Annotated in this window: 16 protein-coding genes; 11 read left to right on the top strand and 5 right to left on the bottom strand. The window is 66.4% G+C overall.

Going from position 1 to position 19,029, the window contains the following annotated elements; translation table 11 throughout:
• Nucleotides 1-128: 128 nt before the first annotated feature.
• The 3 genes from HDA32_RS05595 (at nt 129) to HDA32_RS05585 (ending at nt 3,604) form a co-directional block, all read left to right on the top strand.
• Nucleotides 129-1,343 (top strand): DUF262 domain-containing protein, encoded by a 1,215-nt coding sequence (locus HDA32_RS05595; RefSeq protein WP_218882343.1) that lies wholly within the window; start codon nt 129-131, stop codon nt 1,341-1,343.
• Entirely contained in the window at nt 1,336-2,472 is a 1,137-nt protein-coding gene (locus HDA32_RS05590; RefSeq protein ID WP_179642181.1) for an AAA family ATPase, read from the top strand. Before HDA32_RS05595 ends, HDA32_RS05590 begins: the two co-directional genes overlap by 8 nt.
• A gap of 199 nt (nt 2,473-2,671) precedes the next feature.
• The gene (locus HDA32_RS05585) at nt 2,672-3,604 is read left to right on the top strand and encodes a hypothetical protein (protein WP_179642180.1); all 933 of its coding nucleotides are present in this window, start codon (nt 2,672-2,674) and stop codon (nt 3,602-3,604) included.
• A 26-nt stretch (nt 3,605-3,630) separates the two neighbouring features.
• Here HDA32_RS05585 and HDA32_RS05580 read toward each other — a convergent pair whose 3' ends face one another.
• Both HDA32_RS05580 and HDA32_RS05575 read right to left on the bottom strand, forming a co-directional pair.
• Nucleotides 3,631-3,816 carry a DUF397 domain-containing protein gene (locus HDA32_RS05580; RefSeq protein ID WP_179642179.1) on the bottom strand — a complete coding sequence of 62 codons (186 nt, stop codon included), beginning with the start codon at nt 3,814-3,816 and terminating at the stop codon, nt 3,631-3,633.
• 5 nt (nt 3,817-3,821) lie between these two features.
• On the bottom strand, nt 3,822-4,676 hold the full coding sequence (locus HDA32_RS05575) for a helix-turn-helix domain-containing protein (protein ID WP_179642178.1): 855 nt from the start codon (nt 4,674-4,676) through the stop codon (nt 3,822-3,824).
• A gap of 144 nt (nt 4,677-4,820) precedes the next feature.
• On the opposite strand from HDA32_RS05575, the gene HDA32_RS05570 reads away from it, so the two are divergent.
• From HDA32_RS05570 to HDA32_RS05550, 5 genes are all read left to right on the top strand, one after another.
• Nucleotides 4,821-5,276 (top strand): hypothetical protein, encoded by a 456-nt coding sequence (locus HDA32_RS05570; protein WP_179642177.1) that lies wholly within the window; start codon nt 4,821-4,823, stop codon nt 5,274-5,276.
• Complete coding sequence (locus HDA32_RS05565; RefSeq protein ID WP_179642176.1) at nt 5,276-5,749, top strand: ATP-binding protein; 474 nt, start codon at nt 5,276-5,278, stop codon at nt 5,747-5,749. Before HDA32_RS05570 ends, HDA32_RS05565 begins: the two co-directional genes overlap by 1 nt.
• A gap of 254 nt (nt 5,750-6,003) precedes the next feature.
• Nucleotides 6,004-6,288 (top strand): hypothetical protein, encoded by a 285-nt coding sequence (locus tag HDA32_RS05560; protein WP_179642175.1) that lies wholly within the window; start codon nt 6,004-6,006, stop codon nt 6,286-6,288.
• A 183-nt stretch (nt 6,289-6,471) separates the two neighbouring features.
• Complete coding sequence (locus tag HDA32_RS05555; RefSeq protein WP_179642174.1) at nt 6,472-7,389, top strand: hypothetical protein; 918 nt, start codon at nt 6,472-6,474, stop codon at nt 7,387-7,389.
• Between the two features lie 228 nt (nt 7,390-7,617).
• The gene (locus HDA32_RS05550) at nt 7,618-8,541 is read left to right on the top strand and encodes a putative endonuclease domain-containing protein (RefSeq protein ID WP_179642173.1); all 924 of its coding nucleotides are present in this window, start codon (nt 7,618-7,620) and stop codon (nt 8,539-8,541) included.
• A 95-nt stretch (nt 8,542-8,636) separates the two neighbouring features.
• Here HDA32_RS05550 and pglW read toward each other — a convergent pair whose 3' ends face one another.
• The 3 genes from pglW to HDA32_RS05535 form a co-directional block, all read right to left on the bottom strand.
• Nucleotides 8,637-12,905 (bottom strand): BREX system serine/threonine kinase PglW, encoded by a 4,269-nt coding sequence (pglW, locus tag HDA32_RS05545; RefSeq protein WP_179642172.1) that lies wholly within the window; start codon nt 12,903-12,905, stop codon nt 8,637-8,639.
• 118 nt (nt 12,906-13,023) lie between these two features.
• Complete coding sequence (locus HDA32_RS05540) at nt 13,024-15,753, bottom strand: KGGVGR-motif variant AAA ATPase (RefSeq protein ID WP_179642171.1); 2,730 nt, start codon at nt 15,751-15,753, stop codon at nt 13,024-13,026.
• Nucleotides 15,750-16,163, bottom strand: a complete 414-nt coding sequence (locus HDA32_RS05535) for a hypothetical protein (protein WP_179642170.1) — start codon at nt 16,161-16,163, stop codon at nt 15,750-15,752. The genes HDA32_RS05540 and HDA32_RS05535 overlap by 4 nt, the downstream gene beginning before the upstream one ends.
• Nucleotides 16,164-16,345: 182 nt before the next feature.
• Between HDA32_RS05535 and HDA32_RS05530 the strand changes: the two genes are divergently transcribed.
• The 3 genes from HDA32_RS05530 (at nt 16,346) to HDA32_RS05520 (ending at nt 18,970) form a co-directional block, all read left to right on the top strand.
• Entirely contained in the window at nt 16,346-16,666 is a 321-nt protein-coding gene (locus HDA32_RS05530; RefSeq protein ID WP_179642169.1) for a hypothetical protein, read from the top strand.
• A 59-nt stretch (nt 16,667-16,725) separates the two neighbouring features.
• Nucleotides 16,726-18,120, top strand: a complete 1,395-nt coding sequence (locus tag HDA32_RS05525) for a hypothetical protein (protein ID WP_179642168.1) — start codon at nt 16,726-16,728, stop codon at nt 18,118-18,120.
• Between the two features lie 175 nt (nt 18,121-18,295).
• On the top strand, nt 18,296-18,970 hold the full coding sequence (locus tag HDA32_RS05520; protein ID WP_312863048.1) for a Crp/Fnr family transcriptional regulator: 675 nt from the start codon (nt 18,296-18,298) through the stop codon (nt 18,968-18,970).
• Nucleotides 18,971-19,029: the final 59 nt, after the last annotated feature.

Genomic DNA, 19,029 nt, shown 5'->3' with positions numbered 1-19,029 from the left:
TCCGCTGAGGCGGCATGCACGGACAGGGCCCATGGCAAGCCCACAGAGCGAGTCGGCCCCCAGTCCGACAAGATGTGTGCATGGCATGCACAGCATCGAGCCGTCGACAGCCAGGAGGAGTCTCAGCCGTGAGCCAGTCCGCCCCCGGCGCTGATGCGCCTGACGAGGCCTCGGTTCCGCTGGATCAGGCGGGATACAGCTCAGACATCGAGATGGAGCAGATGGCGTTCGACGGCTTCGAGCCGGAGGCGCCGACGACCGAGATCAGCGACCCGTTCGACCCGGAGCAGATCAACGTCAAGACCAAGACCATGACGGTCGATCTCATGCTGTCCAGGCTGCGGCGGAAGGTCCTGTTCCTCAACCCTGACTTCCAGCGCAACGCAGGTATCTGGAACCAGGCCAAGCAGAGCCAGCTGATCGAGTCGCTCCTGTTGCGGATTCCGCTGCCGACCTTCTATGCGGCCGAGACCAACGCCCAAGAGTCCTGGGAGATGGTCGACGGCGTCCAGCGTCTGACCACGATCTCCCGCTTCATCGAGCCTGAGCTGGTCGGCGAGCCGCCGTTAGTCCTCAAAGGGCTTCAATATCTTCGGAAGTTGAACGGCCTCACCTATGACCAGCTCCCCGGCGGGTTGAAGACGCGGCTGCACGAGACCGAGTTCGTGGTCCATGTGATCGGTCTGGGCACCCCCGAGGAGGTGAAGTTCAACATCTTCGCCAGGATCAACACCGGCGGCATGCCTCTGACCTTGCAGGAACTCCGGCATGCGTTGAACCCCGGTAAGGCCCGGGAGCTGCTGGGCGAGCTTGCGGCTGCGGAGTCCTTCCAGCTCGCCACCCTGGGCCGGGTCTCCGACAAGCGGATGTCGGACCGTGAAATGGTCCTGCGGTTCCTCGCCTTCCGGTTGTCGAATCCGAGCGACTACCGAGCCGCCGACCTGGATGAGTTCCTCCGAGAGGCCATGTCGGACATCAACCATCTGCCTGATGACCAGATCGACGCGCTTCGCCAAGAGTTCGACCATGCGATGGACGCGTCGCGAGCGATCTTCGGCGACAACGCTTTCCGCAAGCAGGTCCGCGGCAAGGACCGACTCTCCCCGATCAACAAGGCCCTGTTCGAGACGGTCGCCGTAAACCTTGCGACCCGTTCGGCACCGCAGATCGCAATGCTGCGCAGGAACTCGCAACAGGTGAACGACGGGTTGATCAGCCTGCTGGAGAACGTCGAGTTCGACCGTGCGATCTCCATGAGCACCGGCGACAACGCCAAGGTACGGCTGCGCTTCGCGCTCGTCGACGCCTTGTTCGAACAGCACCAGGGAGACGTGGATGCTTGACCGGATTCAGCTGACCAACTTCAAGGCGTTCCGGCAGGCCGAGATCCCACTCCGGCCCCTCACCTTGCTCACCGGGTTGAACTCCTCCGGTAAGAGCACCGTGATGCAGTCCCTCGCCCTCATCAAGCAGTCGTCCTTGGCCGCGATGCTCGGCCCCGGGGGCGGACTGCTACTCAACGGTTCACTGATCGAGCTGGGGGCCGGGCGCGACGTCCTGCACGCCGACTGGGTCGAAGACGACGAGATCGATGGGGAGTACATCCGCGTCGGTGTGGACGTCGACGGCGTCCCGTACCGCTGGACGCTGGCCTATGAGGCCACGACCGACAAGCTCGACATGTTGTCGGCCGACATTTCCGGAGCGGCCGAGCACAGCCTGCTCTCCGCCCAGCCGGGCGGGTTCCAGTACCTGCGCGCCGACCGGGTCTCCCCCGCCGCCATCTACGAGCGGTCGCACGAAGTCGCCATCCGGCAAGGCTTCCTCGGGGCGCACGGGGAGCACACCGTCAACTACCTGCGCCACCACCAGGACGACACCGACGTCACGGAGCCGCTCCAGCACCCGGCGGCCCGCTCGGCGACCCTGCTCAGCCAGGCCGAGGCGTGGCTTGGCGAGATCAGCCCCGGCGTGAACCTGGAAGCCGTCGGTATCGACGGCACCGACCATGTCCGGCTCAGCTACGGATTCGGCGGCACGGCCGGCCTGTCGTCGTCGAACCGGCGCCGCCCCACCAACGTCGGGTTCGGCCTGACCTACACGCTGCCCATCGTGGTCGCCTGCCTGAGCGCGCGTCCGGGGACCCTGCTTCTGCTGGAGAACCCCGAGGCGCATCTGCATCCCCGAGGGCAGACGCAGATCGCCTTCCTCCTCGCCAGGGCCGTGGCCGCCGGTGCGCAGGTCATCGTCGAGACGCACAGCGACCACATCCTCAACGGCGTGCGACTGGCCGTGAAGGAGCAGACCCATCCCATCTCTGCGGACGACGTCCAGTTGCACTACTTCCGTCAGACGCAGCCGGGCGGCGTCGAGATCCTGAGTCCTGTGATCGCGAGCGACGGCATGCTCAGCGACTGGCCCGAAGGGTTCTTCGACGAGTGGGACACCACGCTGGACCGCCTGCTGGATTGAGAACCCGGACCGACTGATGTTTGACGATCGCCGTTCGCACAGGGGGTTGGCTGTCGCAGTGCGCGTAGCGCCGGCGGCACAGCAGGACCGAGCCGTGAAAGCCCTACCTCGCCCCGCGAACGCAGCGGCCAGAATTCAATAAGAACACCGCTGCTGTCCTCCTCTATCTCCGCCCCCCGAGTCAGATAGGGACCCTCGGTTGACCCTCCACCTCTTCCTCAACGAGCTCTCCTGCCGAAGCACAGCGACCCATGATGACGTCAACACCGGTATGACGGAGTTCGTCCGCATGCTCCGCTCGGTCTACAAGGCCCGTCCGGGAACCGCCCTGGTCACCGACGAGCAGTTCGGGGATCTCGAACTCGCTCAGGGACTGTCCGTACGCCAGTGGGGCAACCGCGGACGCGCCAGGGAAGAGTTCCGCTACCTGAAGCTTCTGCGGAACAAGAAGTCCCCGCACGTTTCGGTACTGCCGCCGGATGCGATGGCCCTGGTCGACTACCGCCACAAAGGAGTAGCCGCGCTAGGCATCGGCGCGGCCCACATCCGCGGCGGGCTCTCCGTCAGCCTTCCCCTGTGCGACGACTGGCAGACGGCGCACGTAGCCGTCGAGCGGGAGATGCTGGTCGAGGCAGAAGACGGGGAGGGCGTGCCCCTCACGGACACCGTCGAGGTCGAGCACGCGTCCGATACCACCCATGTGGAGACGCACTCCGAGTGGCTGACACGCGCCGGCACCGACTCCGTACATACGGGGGTGGATCTCTGGGAGGCTCGGGGCGATCTCTTCCCGAACCTCTCGTTCCTGCCCCGGGTCGAGAAGGACCTCGGCTCTCTCGAACACGCGTGGGTGCAGCCGGTCCGGGAACGGCTGACCGAGCTACAGGAAGCCGTGGCGGCATGGGGTCCCACAGAAACTCGCACGCCCGCCTACAAGACCAGGACCACCCCGGAGTCGGCCACCCGCCGCAACCTCTGCTGGTGCGTCGACCTCGACGGCGAGAAGCGGCTGTTCGAACTCCACTCGCGTTTCACGCCTGGCAAGGGCCGCCTGCACTTCCGCCTGGTCCCGGAGTCGTCCGAAGCGAGGATCGCCTACATCGGCCCCAAGCTCGACCGCCCCATCGAGTAGCGGGATCGGAGGCTACAGTCACTGCCCTACAGCCGCGTCTCACGCATGGCGAGCAGGAATGCCGACCACTCAGCGGTGGAGAAGACGAGGACTGCAGCATCAGGGCGCTTGGAGTCGCGGATCGCGGAGGCGTCAGGGAGATCGGCGACCTCGATGCAGTTTTCGCGGCCGCCGCTGTAGCTGCTCTTCCGCCAAACTCGCTGGTCAGGCACTCGGCTCACTCTTCTAGAGACTGGATGATGTCGTTGATGAGCTGCAAGGACTTAGCCGGATCCAGCGCGGAAGCCTGCGCCCGGCTCAACATGGAGTTGTACTCCCTCAGCTCATGCTCCTCTTCGAGGTACAGCGTAGAGGTCGCCGTGTCCACATAAACGATGCTCCCATCCAACAAGTCGGGAAAGTCCATGATGGCGAAACTTCCGAGCGTTGCGGCATGGGCGCCGGCAGCGAACGGCAGCACGTAGATGTCGATGTTGTGCCGTGCGGCCATGTGCGTGAGGTGGCGTAGTTGGGTTCGCATGATCTCCACGGAACCCACTACCCGCCGCAGAGCAGCCTCGTCGATAACAGCGAGGTAGTCTGGCGGATCCACCTGGTTCAGGATGTGCTGGCGTTCCATGCGCGCCTTCACGAGCCGTTCGGTCTCCTCGTCGGACCGCAGCTTGTAGGCACGGAAGACCGCTTCGGCGTAGCCGGGGACCTGTAGGAGCCCCGGGATCACCTGCGCCTCATAGGCTCGGATGACTGAAGCCTCAGCCTCGAAGTCCGGCAGCCCGCCGGGGAACGCATCCTTGTACTTCGACCACCACCCGCGTTCTTTGGCGAGCCTGGCGCAATCGTGGAGAGCAGCACGCACCTCTGGGTCTTTGACCTTGTAGGCGTCGAGCAACGCGTCCAGTTCAACGGTCGGTATCCGCTTCTGCTCGCCGCTCTCGATCTTGGAAATCTTCTGTTGGGGCCAGCCCAGCTTCTTACCTGCCGCGGTAGCTGTCATCCCAGCCTGTTCACGGTATCGGCGTAGCTGGGAGGAGATCCGGCGGCGCCGGACACTCGGGCTGTAGCTCCTTTGCATGCGTCGCAGTGTAGACCTCCAGAGAAAGAATCCGGGTAACACTAGGAAGCGTATTGATGTCGAGGGTGACCCGACATAGAGTCATGTTTGTCAGTGACACCCACATCGTCGCAGATAGGCGGCGGGTTTTCTGGAGGTTTCCGCATGCCCGTTAACACTCCTCATGGCGACCACCCACCCACCCACGGCGACCCCAGGAGGACACTCCTCACCCACCTGCTCACCGCCATCCGCGCCCGGGGCGGCACCGCGCTCCTCGCGCTCGCGTCCACCTCTCACCCCGTGCTCTACGTCCGGCACCACGGCCGCACGGTCCCCGTCGTGGTCGTCCAGGCCGTCACCGGCGGCCGGTGGTTCATCTGGGGGCGGACGGCCTATGCCGACGTCTCGCAGGTCGAGGCGGCGGCCGAGCGGCTCGCCGATCCGCCGCCTTCTCCCGTGGAGCCCGAGACCGAGACCGGGCGGCCGTGGTACCGGCCCGCCGTCCCCCAGGCCCGCCGGGCCAACCTGGTCACCGAGCGGCGCACCGGGCTGAAGGCCGCATCCCTGAAGCCTGCGGGTTCCCTGAGGGCCACGGGCTGGAAGGCGGTGGCGGTCTGATGCCCGGCTACGAGTTCGGCCGCCTCAACGCCGTAACCGAGTTCAAGGAGTTCCCCGGTGAGATCGGCTGCTGCCCGACCGTCCGGGAGATGGTCCGCACCGCGCTGCGCGAGCACAGGCGGATCGTGGACGACGCCGAACTGGCGGTCTCCGAACTGTTCGGCAACGCCTGCCGGCACACCCGCAGCGGTGAGCCCGGCGGTACGCTCGCGGTCAGCGTCAGCGCGCTCGTCACCGGGCTGGCCGTGGTCTCGGTGACCGACCAGGGGCCCAGGAGTGCCGACCTCGCGGCCGGACGCCACCCACTTCCCGAAGTCAAGCCGATGGACCCCGACGCGCTCGGCTGGCGCGGCCTGCACCTGGTCGCCGAGGTCACCGACGACTGGGGCCACACCCCCACCGACGAGGGCGGTCTGACCGTCTGGGCACTGTTCGAGTCCCCCGCCTTCACCCCGGCCAACCTCCTCCGCTGAGGCGGCCGTCCCACCACCCTCACCCCGGGCGAGCCTCCCCACGCCGCGCAGCCAGACGCGGCCGTCACTCCGCTCGTCCGCCACAGGCGGACTCCGGCAGTAGCCCCAGCGTGAGCCGCCGAATCCTGGAATACTGGCCTTTGGCACAGGTTTTGCGGTAGCGATCCCCCTCTGTCGGAGCATATGAAGAACCACCCTGAATCAGTCATGCCCTGGCCCTGCGCTTGCGCTCCGGCTTCCGCGGAGGTCGACGCATGACGGGCAGGGATATCAGCCCTTCCGACCACCAGGACAAAGAGGTCCGCAAGGTCCTCAAGAAGCTGGTCGAGCAGGGATGGACCCTTCACAAGGAGGGGCACTGGGGGCGGCTGTACTGCGATTGCGGGTGCTCATGCGTCCAAGTGCCCGGGACTCCCAAGAACGCCGACCGAGCCGCCCGCCGCATCAAGCAGGAAGCCGGCCGCTGCCCGCTTCCCGAAGACGATCCGCGACGCAGCCTCGCCGGATCACGCGACGAGCACGCTCCTTCGCAGGAGTAGGCAACAGCCGCGACCAGAGGCGGTTTTTCACGTTTTCGCTGCTCAGCGCAGTACTCTCACGCCACACCAGTACTCTAACCACGTTGACGTTTGTCAACAGCGGTGCAACACTGAAGATGCACGGAGTATCTACGGCACTCCCTCTACGCCGTACCGCGCAACACCCCGGAGAGGTAGCGATCGATGTCCGAGTACGAGTTCATCTTCGTTCTGGACGGGATCAGTATCGACGACCACGACGCCGTTCAGCTGCTCACCGAAGAGCTTGACGCCTTGGTCTCCTGCTCGCACGGCGTGCACAGGATGACCGTGGTCGGTGAAGGGCCGGACGCGGTCACCGCCGCGAAGTCCGTCGTCACCCGTGCTTTGGGTCTGGTCCCGACGATGCGGATCGTCCGCCTTGACCGGGACCTCGTCGGGGTCTCCGACATCGCCGAGCGGACCGAACGGACACGCCAGAACGTCACCCAGTGGGTCCGTGGACAGCGGCAACGGCAGGACGGCGTCCCCTTTCCTGCGCCGGAAGGCACCGTCGGCCACTCCCTGGTCTGGCTGTGGTCCGAAGTCAACGACTGGCTGCGCGGGATCGGGCTGGACGACGGCGAGCAGCGCCCCACACGCGCGGAGACGACAGAGATCGATTGGCGCTTGCAGACGTTGAAAGCGGTCCGGTTGAATCTGATAGAGGGTTCCGACCGCGCTGACGTGCACCGGGTGGCCGAGCAACTGGCCGAGCACGCCCGCACGAACCCGCGGTTCACCGATTACCTGGCTCGGAATCCGCAGGTGCGCGAATCGGACGGGAGATACACGATCCTGGTGTGCTCTCCGAAGGACGAGGCTGTTGAGGTCTTCCGCCGGCTCGAATCGTTCACGCATCCCGTCGTGCTCGCCACCGTTACGACGGATATCCACGCGCTGGTCATGACCCCCGGCTCCGGCGACAAGCAGAACACCTCGGAGCTGGACAGGGGAATGACGGTACGCGACTGGCTGGAACTGATCACCATGTTCCCCGACCGCGAGTTCACGGTCTCCGCCGAGGACAGCGGTCCCGCCACGATCGCGGCGAAGTCACCCCTGGACCTGGTCTCCAGCTAAGCCCGCGCTCCCCGCCTTGATGAAGCAGAGCCCCGGAGAAGCCATATCGGGTTGGCGGCTACCGGTAACCGGAGCGCCCGGGAAGCGGTCTCCCTGGGTGTCCCGGGCTGGTGTGCCATGTCCACTTGCCAGATAATGTGTCGGGCGTAGGCGCCTGGCCACGGCCGTGTGTCCACAGGTGGGAAATCCGGATCGCCGGGCGGCGTCCGTGCGGCCATGCTCGGGCGTATGGATCCGATTCAAAGGGCGCACGACATCGCGTCCGGGCAGTACGGAGTGCTCAGCAGTGCGCAGGTGCGCCGATGCGGACTCGGTCGGCGCGAGGTGCGGGGCCTGCTGCGCCGAGACACGTGGAGGTGCGTGCACCAAGGGGTCTACCGGGTTCGGGACCATGAATTCCCTGGCCTCAGGCACCGGCTGCTGTCGGCGGTGATGGCCGCCCAGCTGGCGCTGGGGGCCGCGGCCTTCGCCAGTGCCGAGACCGCCGCCCGCCTGTGGGACATGCAGGGCCTGCCGCTCTGGGACGGGGCGGTGCACATGACCATCCCGGCCGCGGGCACGCAGCGCAAGGTCGCCGGGATCTCGCTGCACACCTGGGCCACCGAACGCTCTGAGACCACCACCCGGGGCGGGTTGCGGTTGACCGTCCCGGGCCGCACGCTGCGCGACGTGCTGCTGCGGGTGGACCGTACCGCGGCGGTGTGTCTGCTCGACTCGGCTCTCAACCGCGGGCTTCTCGATACCGCCGAGCTTTCCCGGCTCGCCGCCGCCAACGCCGGTCGGCCGGGATGCGCCCGTTCACTGCCGTGGTGGCGGCTGGCCGACGGCCGCGCACAGAGCCCGCTGGAGACGAGGATTCGACTCATCTGCGCCGACGGTGGTATCCCGCCCGATGACCTGCAGCATCCCTTCTATGACGCGCAGGGCCGACTGATCGGTGTCGGCGATCTGTGGTGGCAGGGCCGCCGACTGCTCGTCGAAGCCGATGGGCGCGGCCCGCACGAGCTGCCCGAGGCGCTTCTTTACGATCGGCGCAGGCAGAACGCCCTTGAACTCGCCTGTCCTGATCTCCGCATCATCCGGTTCACCTGGGCCGACCTCAGGTTTCCGAGCTACATCCTGACCACCGTCCGCGGGGTCCCGGTTCGGTAGAAGCCGGATCGAACGCGCCGACCGTGAAGTTCCGATACGCACAGTGGCCGGAAACAAGCCGGAACTTCACGCTGCTCGTGGCAGGCGGCCGCACTTCACCCCGCCAGGGCCACTGCCTCGGCGCCGAAGCCTCTGGGGAGTTCCAGTTGCTCGGCTTCGGTGATGGTGCCGGCCGGTTCGTCGTCCAGGGCAGCCGGGCGCTGGGGGTTGCGCATGGGGCACAGCAGCCACAAGCCGTATGGAGCGGTCCCGTTGTCGCGGGCGTCCTGGGACAGGGCACGCAGCAGCTTCCGGCCGGCGGGGTAGCGGGCCAGCGGGGTGGCCCCGTGCAGGAACACCGGGCGGTCGGTGGCCGCCGCGCGAATGCGTTCCCCCAGCTTCGTGCAGGCTTCGGCTGCCATGTTGCCGAACTCTGGCGGTCCTCCCGGGCGGTCGGCGCCGACGACGATGCTCCAGGGTGGGCCGCCGAACTCGTCGATCATCCGGGTCAGGATCGACACGAACTCCGCTGAGACGTCGATGGCGGCGACGTCCGGACGTGAGCTCACCCGCGCGGCGGCGCGCTCGGCATCCTGCAGCCAGGTCTTGACGGCGAGGTAGCCGCCCTTGGCCGCGGCCTGGTCGAGTCGGCGCTCGGCGCGCTGCTGCTCGGAGGGCGCCGCCATCGGGCCGCCGCCGAGCCCGGTCATCGTGCCCGTCGAGGCGTAGCTGACCACGGCCGGCAGGTACCAGTGCACAACGCCGTCGACCCTATGACTGCTGAGTTCGGGGTGCCGGCTCTTCAGCAGCTTCTCAAGCTCGAAGTCGTCGGGCATCGCCAACCGCGGGAAGCGGGCCCGGACCCGGTCGCGGATCTGCTGCGGAGTGATCCCCGGCTCGCCCAGATAACTGACCGCCTGGGTCAGATCCAGCGCCCGGGCGAAGTTCAAGGTCTCCGGATACAGCTCCAGGCGGGCGGTCGCCCTGGCGTGCTCGGAGGCCGCCGCGGCCAGTAGTACCAGGTCGACGTCGGAAAGCGGCGTCATGCCCTCCTCGCAAGGGACGGCACGCAGCGCCGCGCGTACGTCGCTCGGAGACGGCAGTGGAGTGTCGTCGTCGAACTTCACCAACCGGTCGGCGGCCTTGCCCAGCGCCACCGCATAGTCGAGCATGTCGGCCTCGACCGGGACACTGGGATCGTCGTCGATGACCTGGGCGACGAGCACGCTGCTGTTCGAACGGCTGCGCCGCAGCACGAACGCCGGCTCCTCGACGCGCTCCTCGTACTCGGCGACCACACGCACCGCCGCCAGGGCGTGCGCCTGGCGGGCCTGCGCATCCTCAAGTGCGGAGCCGCGCATGCTGAGCAGCTCTTCGGCGATCTGGCGGACTTCACGGAGACGGCCGTGCCGCTCCAGGATCGTAATGACGTCGGCCCGCACCGCCGCGCGGAGGTTGCTCTTCTGCCACTGCCTGCGCGCCCTGGTGAGCTGCTGGGACACATAGACCTGGTTCAGGCGGAGCCGCTGGGCGACCTCCTTCTGAGTGGGCCAGACAGGTGCGGCCGGAGCGTCCTCGGGCAGACCCAGCAGCTCACGCGTGACCCGGACCCACGCCTTGTTCTCCTCCGTGGTCTTGGGGATGAACTGGCGAATGATCTTGTCGAGGCTCGCCTGCTCCTTGGCCTGCCGCTTGGCCTCCTCGTCACCGCCTGCGGGCAGTTTGGCGGTCACCGAGGCGACCGGCTCGGCCTTGTCCAGCCGCTTGCGCCACTGGTTGACCTGGGCGACCAGCTCATTGCGGGTATGCAGGGTGACCCCGCGCACGCGGCGCAGATCGGCCGTTGCCTTGGCGAGCAGGTCACCCACGGTCTCGCAGCGCAGTACGCGGGTGGCCGCGTCGAGCGCGCGCGGGCTGAGGCCCGCAAGGTAGAGCGGGGTCTCGGCGGTGGCGGTCTCGGCGTTGCGTCGCCGGGTCGCCTCGTCGTCCAGGGGACCCGCGGCGAGGCTGTCCGGAGTGGTGACCGGCCGCTCCGCCGGGGCCTGGAAGGCCCGCTCCCAGGCGGCGCGCATCTCGTCCAGCGAGTCGAATCGACGCTCGGGCCTGCGGTGCAGGGCGCGCCGGAAGAACGCGGTCAGCGGCTTGCGCAGCTGATCGGGGAAGCCCTCTTCACGCAGCCGCGGAAGTTCGACGTCGGCGGGCAGGAAGCTGGGGTCGACCCCGTCCTCGTGCCAGACCGGGAGTTCTCCCGACGCCATCTCATGCAGGGTGACAGCGAGGGCATAGCGCTCGGCGGCGGCATCGTAGGACCGCTTGGGCTCGTCCAGATCCAGGAACGGATCAAGGTAGCCGGTGGTGCCCGCCTTGGCGTCCTCGACTCTGGCCCCGGCCAGGGAGAAGTCGAACAGGACCAGTTCCCTGCCCTTCTTCCTGCGCTCGCGGACCCCCAGGTTGGCCGGTTTGATGTCGCGGTGGAAGACCTGGCGGTCCTCCAGGTAGTCGACCACCTCGAACAGGTGGACCCCGAACCGGTGCAGCTCCTCGATACCGAGACTGCCCGCCAGGTGCAGGTACTCGGCGAGGGTGAATTCCCCGGCGAGTTCCAGCTGCAGCGCGGTGTGCTCGCCGATGGTCAGCAGGTCGTCGCCGATCATCGCGACGATGCGGTGGTTGCGAAGGATTTTGAGCTGCTCGGCTTCGTGGGCGAGCTTGCTCGCGGCCGTCTTGTCGATGGCGATCTTGAAGACCCGCTCGGCTCCGTCGCGCTCCACCAGCAGAGCCCGCGAGGTCGCGCCCTTGCCGAGGACGCTCTTGACCGTCCAGCCGTCGATGACCTCCTGGCCCTTGACCGCTGTGAGCGGGTCGGTGACGGCGTCGGGGCGGGTCAGGTACTCCTCGACCTCGTCGATCCGGCGCAGGAAGTCGCGGGGGGATCGGGTACGTTCTCCCGGGGCCCGCCGCGTGGCCTCGCGAACGAGCGTGTCCATGACCGGGGTGACGTCGTCGCTGACCGCGGCGGGGGTAAGCTCGCCGTGCTCCCTGATCTGCTCGCTGACCTCGTAGCGGTCCCTGCCCGGTGCCCGGCCGCTGAAGATCAGATAGGTGAGTGCGCCAAGACCGAACATGTCGAGCGCACGCGGATCGCCGTTGAAGGCGGGGAACTCCGGGGCGAGGTAGGCCTGTGCCGCGGCCTCGACGTGATCGGCCAGGACACGGGCCCCCATGGCATCCTCCAGATGCCGGGTGTCCCCCTGGCGTGTGGTGTGTCCTCCGCTGCTGAACGCGGTGCCCTGGCGTGCGGCGACCTGCCAGTCGGCGATGCGCAGCCGGGGGTAGCGCCCGTCGAGCTCGACCCAGACGCTGCGCGCGGCCAGGGCGCGGTGGAAGAGTCGGTTGCGATGGGCGTGGTTGACCGCCTCGGCGAGCTGGCGCACCATCTCGACCCTGGTGAAAGCGTCGAGATCCTCTCCGTTCTCCTGCATGTAGTGGTCGAGGCGCTGCCAGTTCTTCCGATGCGCGAACACGATCGCCGGCCCGCGGCCGTCGATCACGCCGTAGTGCTCGGCCTTGACGATGCCTTCGTGGGCGATACCGTCAAGAGAGCGGAACTCCCGGTCGGCGGCCCGCTTGATGGACTCCTTGGCGGCGTCGCTACCGGCCTCGCCGTGGTGGTAGATGCGCGTGCGGCTCTGCTTGCTCTTGAGCATCGTGTGCTCGCCGAGGTAGTCGGTCCAGGTCGGGCCGCTGTCGAACGCCCGCCTGTCCAACACGTAGGAGCCGAACTCAAGGTCGCGATCGTTGGGCTGCGCCCCGATCGCCTGCAGCAGTCGGGCGACGTTGCGGAAGAAGACCGGATCGGGCCTGCTCCTCCCCGTCGGCCTGTTGAGCAGGCCGTTCCAGATGCCGTCGAGGCCGGTCTGTTTCTCCAGTCCGTCGCGGCCGTAGACATGCTGCTTCTGATTGTCGTCGAACGCGCAGCGCAGGTCCGGGGCGGAGAGGAAGACCGCGGCCTGGAAGAACGGGGAACTGTAGTCGTGGATCTTGAGCTTCCTGGCGGCCCACTCCAGCTGACTCTTGAGTTCTTTGGCCTTCTGATTGACCAGGTGCAACGGGTTGTCGATGGTGCGTCGGCGCTCACCTTGGAACACCCACGTGCCGCCGAGGTTCGTGGCGCGTCCGGGATGGCTCTTGATCTCGACCAGGAAGGCACCGACCGGCGTGACGACGAACAGGTCGCACTCGCGGATCTGGCCCGTGTTGGCGGTGAAGGAGAAGCATTGCCACGCGCGGTAGGGGTCGCGGTCGGGCATCTGGGCCTTGACGTGCTCGAGCGCCTCCTGCTCCCACACGTATTCGGAGCGCTGTCCCCACCACCGGTCGGCCATCGAAACGCCCTCTCTTCAACTACGAACCGCTCCGGCCAAGGATAGAGGTCGGCGGAGACACCTCCTCCCCGTACCGCCAAGGCCGAGCAGCAGTCTCCGGCTGATCCGCGCCGACCGGTCACAGGCCGGCCGAGCGCCGCCGGGCCTCCTTGGCGATGGACAGCAGCGGTGGCCTCCGCTTCGCCGTGAAGCCGAGCGCTCGACGGTAGATCTCCGGCATCCAGTACTCCCCCTTGACCTGGGCAATGATCCCATTGGCCGTGAGGATTTCGAACTCATCCAGGTTCAGGGGGATCGCCTCGGAGTCGAAGGGAACCGTTCGGCGGTCCTCGTCCACCCCCGCGAAGCGCTCGAAGACCGCACCGACGGCCGGAATCTCCCGGGCCATCGCCTCGGTCTTGGCCCGGCTGCAGGCGAGCAGCGCCTCATGCATCGCCGAAGGAGCGAGCAGTCGCTTCCACTCCCCTGGCTCGGCCGCCGAGAGGCGGGCCGCCTCGGCGAGAAACCGGAAAACATCTCTGGGCTGGATCTGATTGGTGAAGTCGGAAAGGGCCGTCAGAAACCACTCCTGGGAACGCGCCTCCTTCGCCCCTCGGGCCCCCATCTGCTCGCCCCACATCGAGGTCAGATGCTCGGACAATTCGTTCTCTGTTGCCGAGAGCACCTTCTTGTCTCTCGGGAAGGGCAGTGCCTTGGCCCTGTCCGCCGCCCAGGCCACGAGCCGCAGCGCCTCGGTCCGCTCCCACCGCAACGCATGGTTGCGGTACTCGGCGAGGATGCGACCGGAGTCGCCCGGCAGAGCGCGTTGAGCCAGGTCCCGACGGATGTAAACGATCAGTCCCAGCGGGCGGCCGCGCAGCGCGCGCAGCCATTCCTGGCAATCCGTCAGCAGCACGCGCAGCGCCTGCTGTTGGCGTGTGTCCTGGTGCGGTTCGGGGAAGAGGTCTTCCAGCCCGTCCAACACGAACACCGCACGGCTCTTGGCGGCGAGACCGGCCAGCACCTCTTCGGCCATGTGCGGGTAGGAAGTCCGTCCGGCTGCACGCGCGAAGCAGGTGAGCCAGATCTGCCGCCACTCCATATCCGTGTGCTGCCGACTGAGCGCTTCGGTGATGAGGTCGTGCGGAGTCGTGTCGGGGCGGGCGCCTCCGAGTTCTCTGGCGGCTGCGGATCCGGCCGTGTCGACCGTCTCTTTCGCTTTCCCGGCAAGATCACGTGGAGCGAGGACGGGAACGATCGGCGCGTCCAGTTCCGCTCCGGCCCCCCTGACCTCCTTCACGAAGTCCTGCCAGCGCCTGTTCCGGCACAGCATGAGGTACGTGAACGTCTTTCCTGAGCCTTTGGCGCCGGTGATGATCTCGATCGGCAGGTCGGTCCGGTGCGCGGTGGCCAGATGGACCAGTGCGTCCGTACGCAGGAGATCGCCGCCTACGTCCCCGCTCTCCGGAGAGCGCATCCGGTCGGCGAACTCCGCCAGGCGGCCCCGATCCCGTTGCCATTTTTCGGCTTCGTAGGCCGAAAGCCGCCCCTCGGCCGAGTCCTCATGCGGCGGCGTGAGCTCGTCGGCGAGTTCCTCGAGGACGTCGAGGGTCTCGGCGCGGTCGAGAGCGGTCCGGACCGCTCCCCATGCGGCGGGCAGCGCCAGGAGGGCGGAATTGAAAGGACTGCGCAGCGGCGCGCTGATCAACAGGCGGCTCAGCTCTCCGGTTCCGCGGTCGGCCGAGTCCTCCCCTCCTGCGCCGGGAGAGATGATCCCCGCGATGGCATCGCCCAAGTCGTTGGATACGGATTCGACGAGCTCCTCGTGGTCGCGATCGTCGAACTGGGTGATCAGCGCGGTCGGAACGGGGTCGGACTCACGCAGGCTGGGCGCCCGCAGCGCCAACTCGTTCAAGAGGCGGACCGTGCCTCGGACCGACTGATCGCTGACAGTGGTGACGAACACCCGCTTGACCCTCGGGTCCAGAAGGACCGGAGCGCTGGTCTCGCTCATGCCGGCCCTCAGATCGATCAGTACCGTCCTGGCTCCCAGCTCGTGCGCCAAATCGGCCAGCGACTCGGTGAGGAAGTACGGAGAGCGGCCCGGTGAGAGCAGGTGCCGGGGCTCGATGCGCGGCGGCCCGAACTTCTCCGGGTCGCGCTGCGCCGGAAGAACGAAGACGCCGTCCATCTCCTGGTTCACCAGGTAGGGTCGAGCGATCTTGACCGCCTCTGCGCTGTCGCCCTCGATCGAGCCGTGCACCAGGGCGAGGAAGTCCGCGAAGGAGAACTCGCCCCGGAATCCCTGGGAGCGCATCATCCAGCTGACGCCGGGAGCCTCCATGTCGGCGTCGATGAGCAGGACCCGCTCGCGGCTTCGGGTGGCGACGAGATGCGCGAGAGCCACGCAGTGCAGGGTGCGTCCGACACCGCCCTTGAAGGAGTGAAAGGCGCCGACCGTTATTTCATCAGCGAATCGACGTGCTGTCGGCGACGGGAGCGGCCGGCCCAGATCGGAGGTGAGGAGGGTTTCGTTCCATTCCGGACGCCGCCTGGCCGAAGTCGGATCGTCCGCGTCCACGCAGACGAACACGACCGGCAGCACACGTTCCTGGTCCGGGGACTCCAGGAGGATGACGGCGCGTTCAGTGTCGATGCTCAAGCGCCCGAGAACAGAGCGCAGCCAGGCCCAGATCTCCCCCTGGTCCGTTCCCGCAAGGACGGTGAACTCGACGCCGTCCCAGTAGGCGCTCACCTCTCGAAGCCAGCCGGGCCACCGCCTGCGCATCGCCAGCGACCGGAAATGCTCGTCGACGTCGACCCAGGTGAACAGACGGTCCGGCGGATTGATGGAGAAGGTGTCCGTCACAGTCCCGGTTCCCGTCGTACCCAGGTGAGCAAGGCCAAGAGCGTGGCCTCCATCCGCTTCTGGTCCTCATCCCGCAATGCGGCGCCGTAGCGCCACACCTCATGGAGTTCCTCTGGAGCGACCCGGCGACCACTGTCGGACTTGAGCGTACAGTCGATCAGCGATTCGATCTCGTGTCGTGGCAGCCTGAGCCGTATGGCCAGTGCTCGCAGGTCATGGGACCGGTCGCGCTTCTCCAGATCCGCCGTGCTCCGCTTGTTCTCTCTCCGGAGCAGGGCGGCCTTGAGCGCACATTCCACCGCGTAGAAGCGCAGTAAGCACGCCGACACTCCCGAACCGAGACTGTCGGCGGTGTCGCGATGCGTGGCGTAGGCGGCCTTGAGACTGGGGATGCTGACCTCGATCGCCATGCCGCAAGCGTATTGGTCGCTTACGACCGGTAGGCCGCTTTCCACCTCCCTGATCTCGGCCGTGCGCTGCGCCGGCTCTGCGTCTACTGCGCCCAGGCACTCCGGAGGAGAGGCGAGCCGCTGATCCTCGGATTCTTTCGGAACCCCGGGAACTTCCGAATGCCCTGATCAGTCTGATCGGCATGGAGACTTTGGTGTACCGCGGTGAGAGAGCCAATCTCGAAGTCCTGGCCGAGGAGATCGCCGCCGATCCCGTCCTCGGACGGCACTGCACGGTCCGATTCGAGGCCGCCGGCCCGGCCGACCAAGGGTCCCTCCGCCATGACGCGTGGGCCGAGATAGCGATCGCCATCGCGACGGGCATCGCGACGAGTGCGATCTACGACTCGCTCCGTCTCCTCGTGAGTCGTGCACGGGACCGTGGGAAGGTGAGCGAGGTGAAACCCGCCTCTGAAAGTGACGACCGCCCAGCCTCGGAAAGCGGTTCGGAAAGTACTCGATGAGCGTCTGCACGCCCCGTTTGTCCAGTCCGTCCGGAGCAGAACTGAATCTGCGAAGCCAGATGCTCTTCCTGGACCCCACCAATATAGACGCAAATGACATAGTGACCGCCGTTGCATCATGGAATATGCGTTATATCCATGAGAGCAGTCACTGGGCACGTTTCCACGGCTCGACGATCGGAGTCCTCCTTACGCTACTGCGTCGGACCCGGGATGTCCTGGCAGCTCACACACTCCAGAACCTCGATACCCAGGATATTGTGCGCTTCTCTCGTGGGTGGTCAACCGGAGTTCCGATTTTCGACTACTCCGACACGGACCCCGAGAACCGCCTCGGCACTCAGCTGAGTCTTCACCAACAGGACTGGCTGGACCTGCACATGGCCTACCAGATCCTTTTGGAGCCGAGGTTCTTGAGCGTACCGGCCCATTCATGGGCAACGAGGGAATCCGTTCAGTCAGCATTGCACATCATCTGGGTCCAGAGTGAAGAAAAAGAAATGCTTCCGCGTCTCCCATCTGAGAGGGGCGGTCCGAGGATCCTTGGACAGATGAGTCTGGTGGCAGGAAACGAGGGGCTGCTGAGCACCCGGCTACTACTTGAGTGTGCAGCTGTACTCGATGAGGTCACCCAGCAGACGGGCACCTTCAACAGGTACGCCGATCCAGCATTACTGCGAATGCTCGGCAAGGTCTTCGATAGCGAATACGGGATACCGTACAGATTTGCTGAATACCTTGCTGGGCGTGAACTGGATCCGATCACCGTTATGGCCATGATCGATTTCGCCCTCAATCCGGTTGTACCGGGTCTCCACTCCAGGGAACCGGAGGTCGAATGGCAGGAGTTCCATCCACCGTCCCGGTTCATAAGCGCCGCAAGAGCGGCTTCGTCTTTGGACATCAGGTCGTTTACATCATGGCCTTCAGCGCAGTCTGTCAATGCGCTCCACCAGGAGATAGTACACCGCACCGGACTACGCATGGGCAAGGTGGTCCCGACTCTGTCATCCGCTTCTTCAATACGCGAGTGCGCCACACGTGTCCTGCATTATGCACAACGGGTTCCGGAGGTGACGCTGTTCTACTCGGCCGACCTCATGCACGAGCGCAGCAAGGATCCAAGCCTGATCTCTCACTACGGCATGAACTTCGTCGGCCCTGGAGCACTACGTCTTGTGGATCCCGAACAAGACGTCTGGAGTATTTTCCCGCCATTGAGGGTCACCGAAGGCAGATATGGCTGGCCTGCAGAAGACATCGACATCGACGAAGCCACAACACTCCTTATCGGCTCTGCCATTTCGTCTGCCTATGATGATGCGGTCCACGGGCTCGGCGCGCCGAGCCTTGCGCACCTGCCGGCCGACGAATTCAAGACCGATGAACAGATATCGCTCTTCAATGAGGAACTGACAAGAGCCGTCAGACTCCCGCTGTCATGGCCCATGTGACCAGGGCTCGATGAGCGGCCGACCGTCATGAGCCGTCCGCCCACGGCTCCGCTTTCACGACCGGAAGCGGCCAGTTCCCGAGAAGCGCTTCCACGGCCTGGATCCAGGTATTGCCATTGGAGCAAAACGCGATGGGAGTGAGGGCCAGTTGGCGCGTCAGGGGTTCGGGAGTCTGGTGACGGATGAGCAGTGGCGGCGGATGGCGGGCAGCGGGAGTCTGCGGCGGTATGTCCGGGGTGAGCCGATCATGCGCCAGGGCGAGCCCGGTACGACCGTGCATCTGGTGATGAGCGGCGTGGCCAGGGTCTCCATGCTCCGGCCGGAGGGGACCGAGGTCCCGCTGGCGTTCCGCGGAGTCGGCGAACTGCTCGGTGAGCCTTCGCTGTGGTCGGGTCAGGCGCGCGGGGCGACGGTCGTCGCCACGGCCCCTTGTGAGACACGGGTGTTCCTCAGCGACAGGTTCCGCCGGTCCGTTCAGAAAGCCGGGCTGGAGTCCGCCGTCTGGCAGAGCATCCTCACCCGCCAGCGTGAAAGCGACGAGCTGCGCGCCGAGCAGTCGATGCTTTCGGCCGGACGACGGCTCGCCACCGCACTCCTGCGGCTCGCCGACACGCTGGGAGAGCCCATCGAACCCGGGATCGGTGACGCCGGCTCCTCTCGGGGACGCGGAACACTGCTCGACATCGCCCTGCCGCAGCAGGAGATCGCCGACTACATCGGGCTCTCCCGGACCTCGGTGGCGCTGGAGTACGCCCGCCTGAAAGAGCTCGGCGTGATCCGCACGGGACGGAACCACGTGGCCATCCACGACCACGCGCTGCTGACCTCACTCGCGCGCGGCGACGCGTGATCTGAGCCACTGGGTCCGGCTGTGTCCGGTTCTGAACACAGAGGCGGGTCTTCACCCCG

This window comes from Spinactinospora alkalitolerans, from assembly GCF_013408795.1.
Taxonomy (GTDB): domain Bacteria; phylum Actinomycetota; class Actinomycetes; order Streptosporangiales; family Streptosporangiaceae; genus Spinactinospora; species Spinactinospora alkalitolerans.
Note: the sequence above shows the minus strand (reverse complement) of the source record. Positions and strands in the feature narration are given on the sequence as shown.

What these genes read in the sequence shown, in the direction of transcription:
- HDA32_RS05535 (WP_179642170.1), bottom strand. Translation starts at nt 16,163, where the DNA reads ATGGCGATCGAGGTCAGCATCCCCAGTCTCAAGGCCGCCTACGCCACG.
- HDA32_RS05560 (WP_179642175.1), top strand. Translation starts at nt 6,004, where the DNA reads ATGACGGGCAGGGATATCAGCCCTTCCGACCACCAGGACAAAGAGGTC.
- HDA32_RS05555 (WP_179642174.1), top strand. Translation starts at nt 6,472, where the DNA reads ATGTCCGAGTACGAGTTCATCTTCGTTCTGGACGGGATCAGTATCGAC.
- HDA32_RS05590 (WP_179642181.1), top strand. Translation starts at nt 1,336, where the DNA reads ATGCTTGACCGGATTCAGCTGACCAACTTCAAGGCGTTCCGGCAGGCC.
- pglW (WP_179642172.1), bottom strand. Translation starts at nt 12,905, where the DNA reads ATGGCCGACCGGTGGTGGGGACAGCGCTCCGAATACGTGTGGGAGCAG.
- HDA32_RS05565 (WP_179642176.1), top strand. Translation starts at nt 5,276, where the DNA reads ATGCCCGGCTACGAGTTCGGCCGCCTCAACGCCGTAACCGAGTTCAAG.
- HDA32_RS05575 (WP_179642178.1), bottom strand. Translation starts at nt 4,676, where the DNA reads ATGCAAAGGAGCTACAGCCCGAGTGTCCGGCGCCGCCGGATCTCCTCC.
- HDA32_RS05570 (WP_179642177.1), top strand. Translation starts at nt 4,821, where the DNA reads ATGCCCGTTAACACTCCTCATGGCGACCACCCACCCACCCACGGCGAC.
- HDA32_RS05525 (WP_179642168.1), top strand. Translation starts at nt 16,726, where the DNA reads ATGCTCTTCCTGGACCCCACCAATATAGACGCAAATGACATAGTGACC.
- HDA32_RS05550 (WP_179642173.1), top strand. Translation starts at nt 7,618, where the DNA reads ATGGATCCGATTCAAAGGGCGCACGACATCGCGTCCGGGCAGTACGGA.
- HDA32_RS05530 (WP_179642169.1), top strand. Translation starts at nt 16,346, where the DNA reads ATGGAGACTTTGGTGTACCGCGGTGAGAGAGCCAATCTCGAAGTCCTG.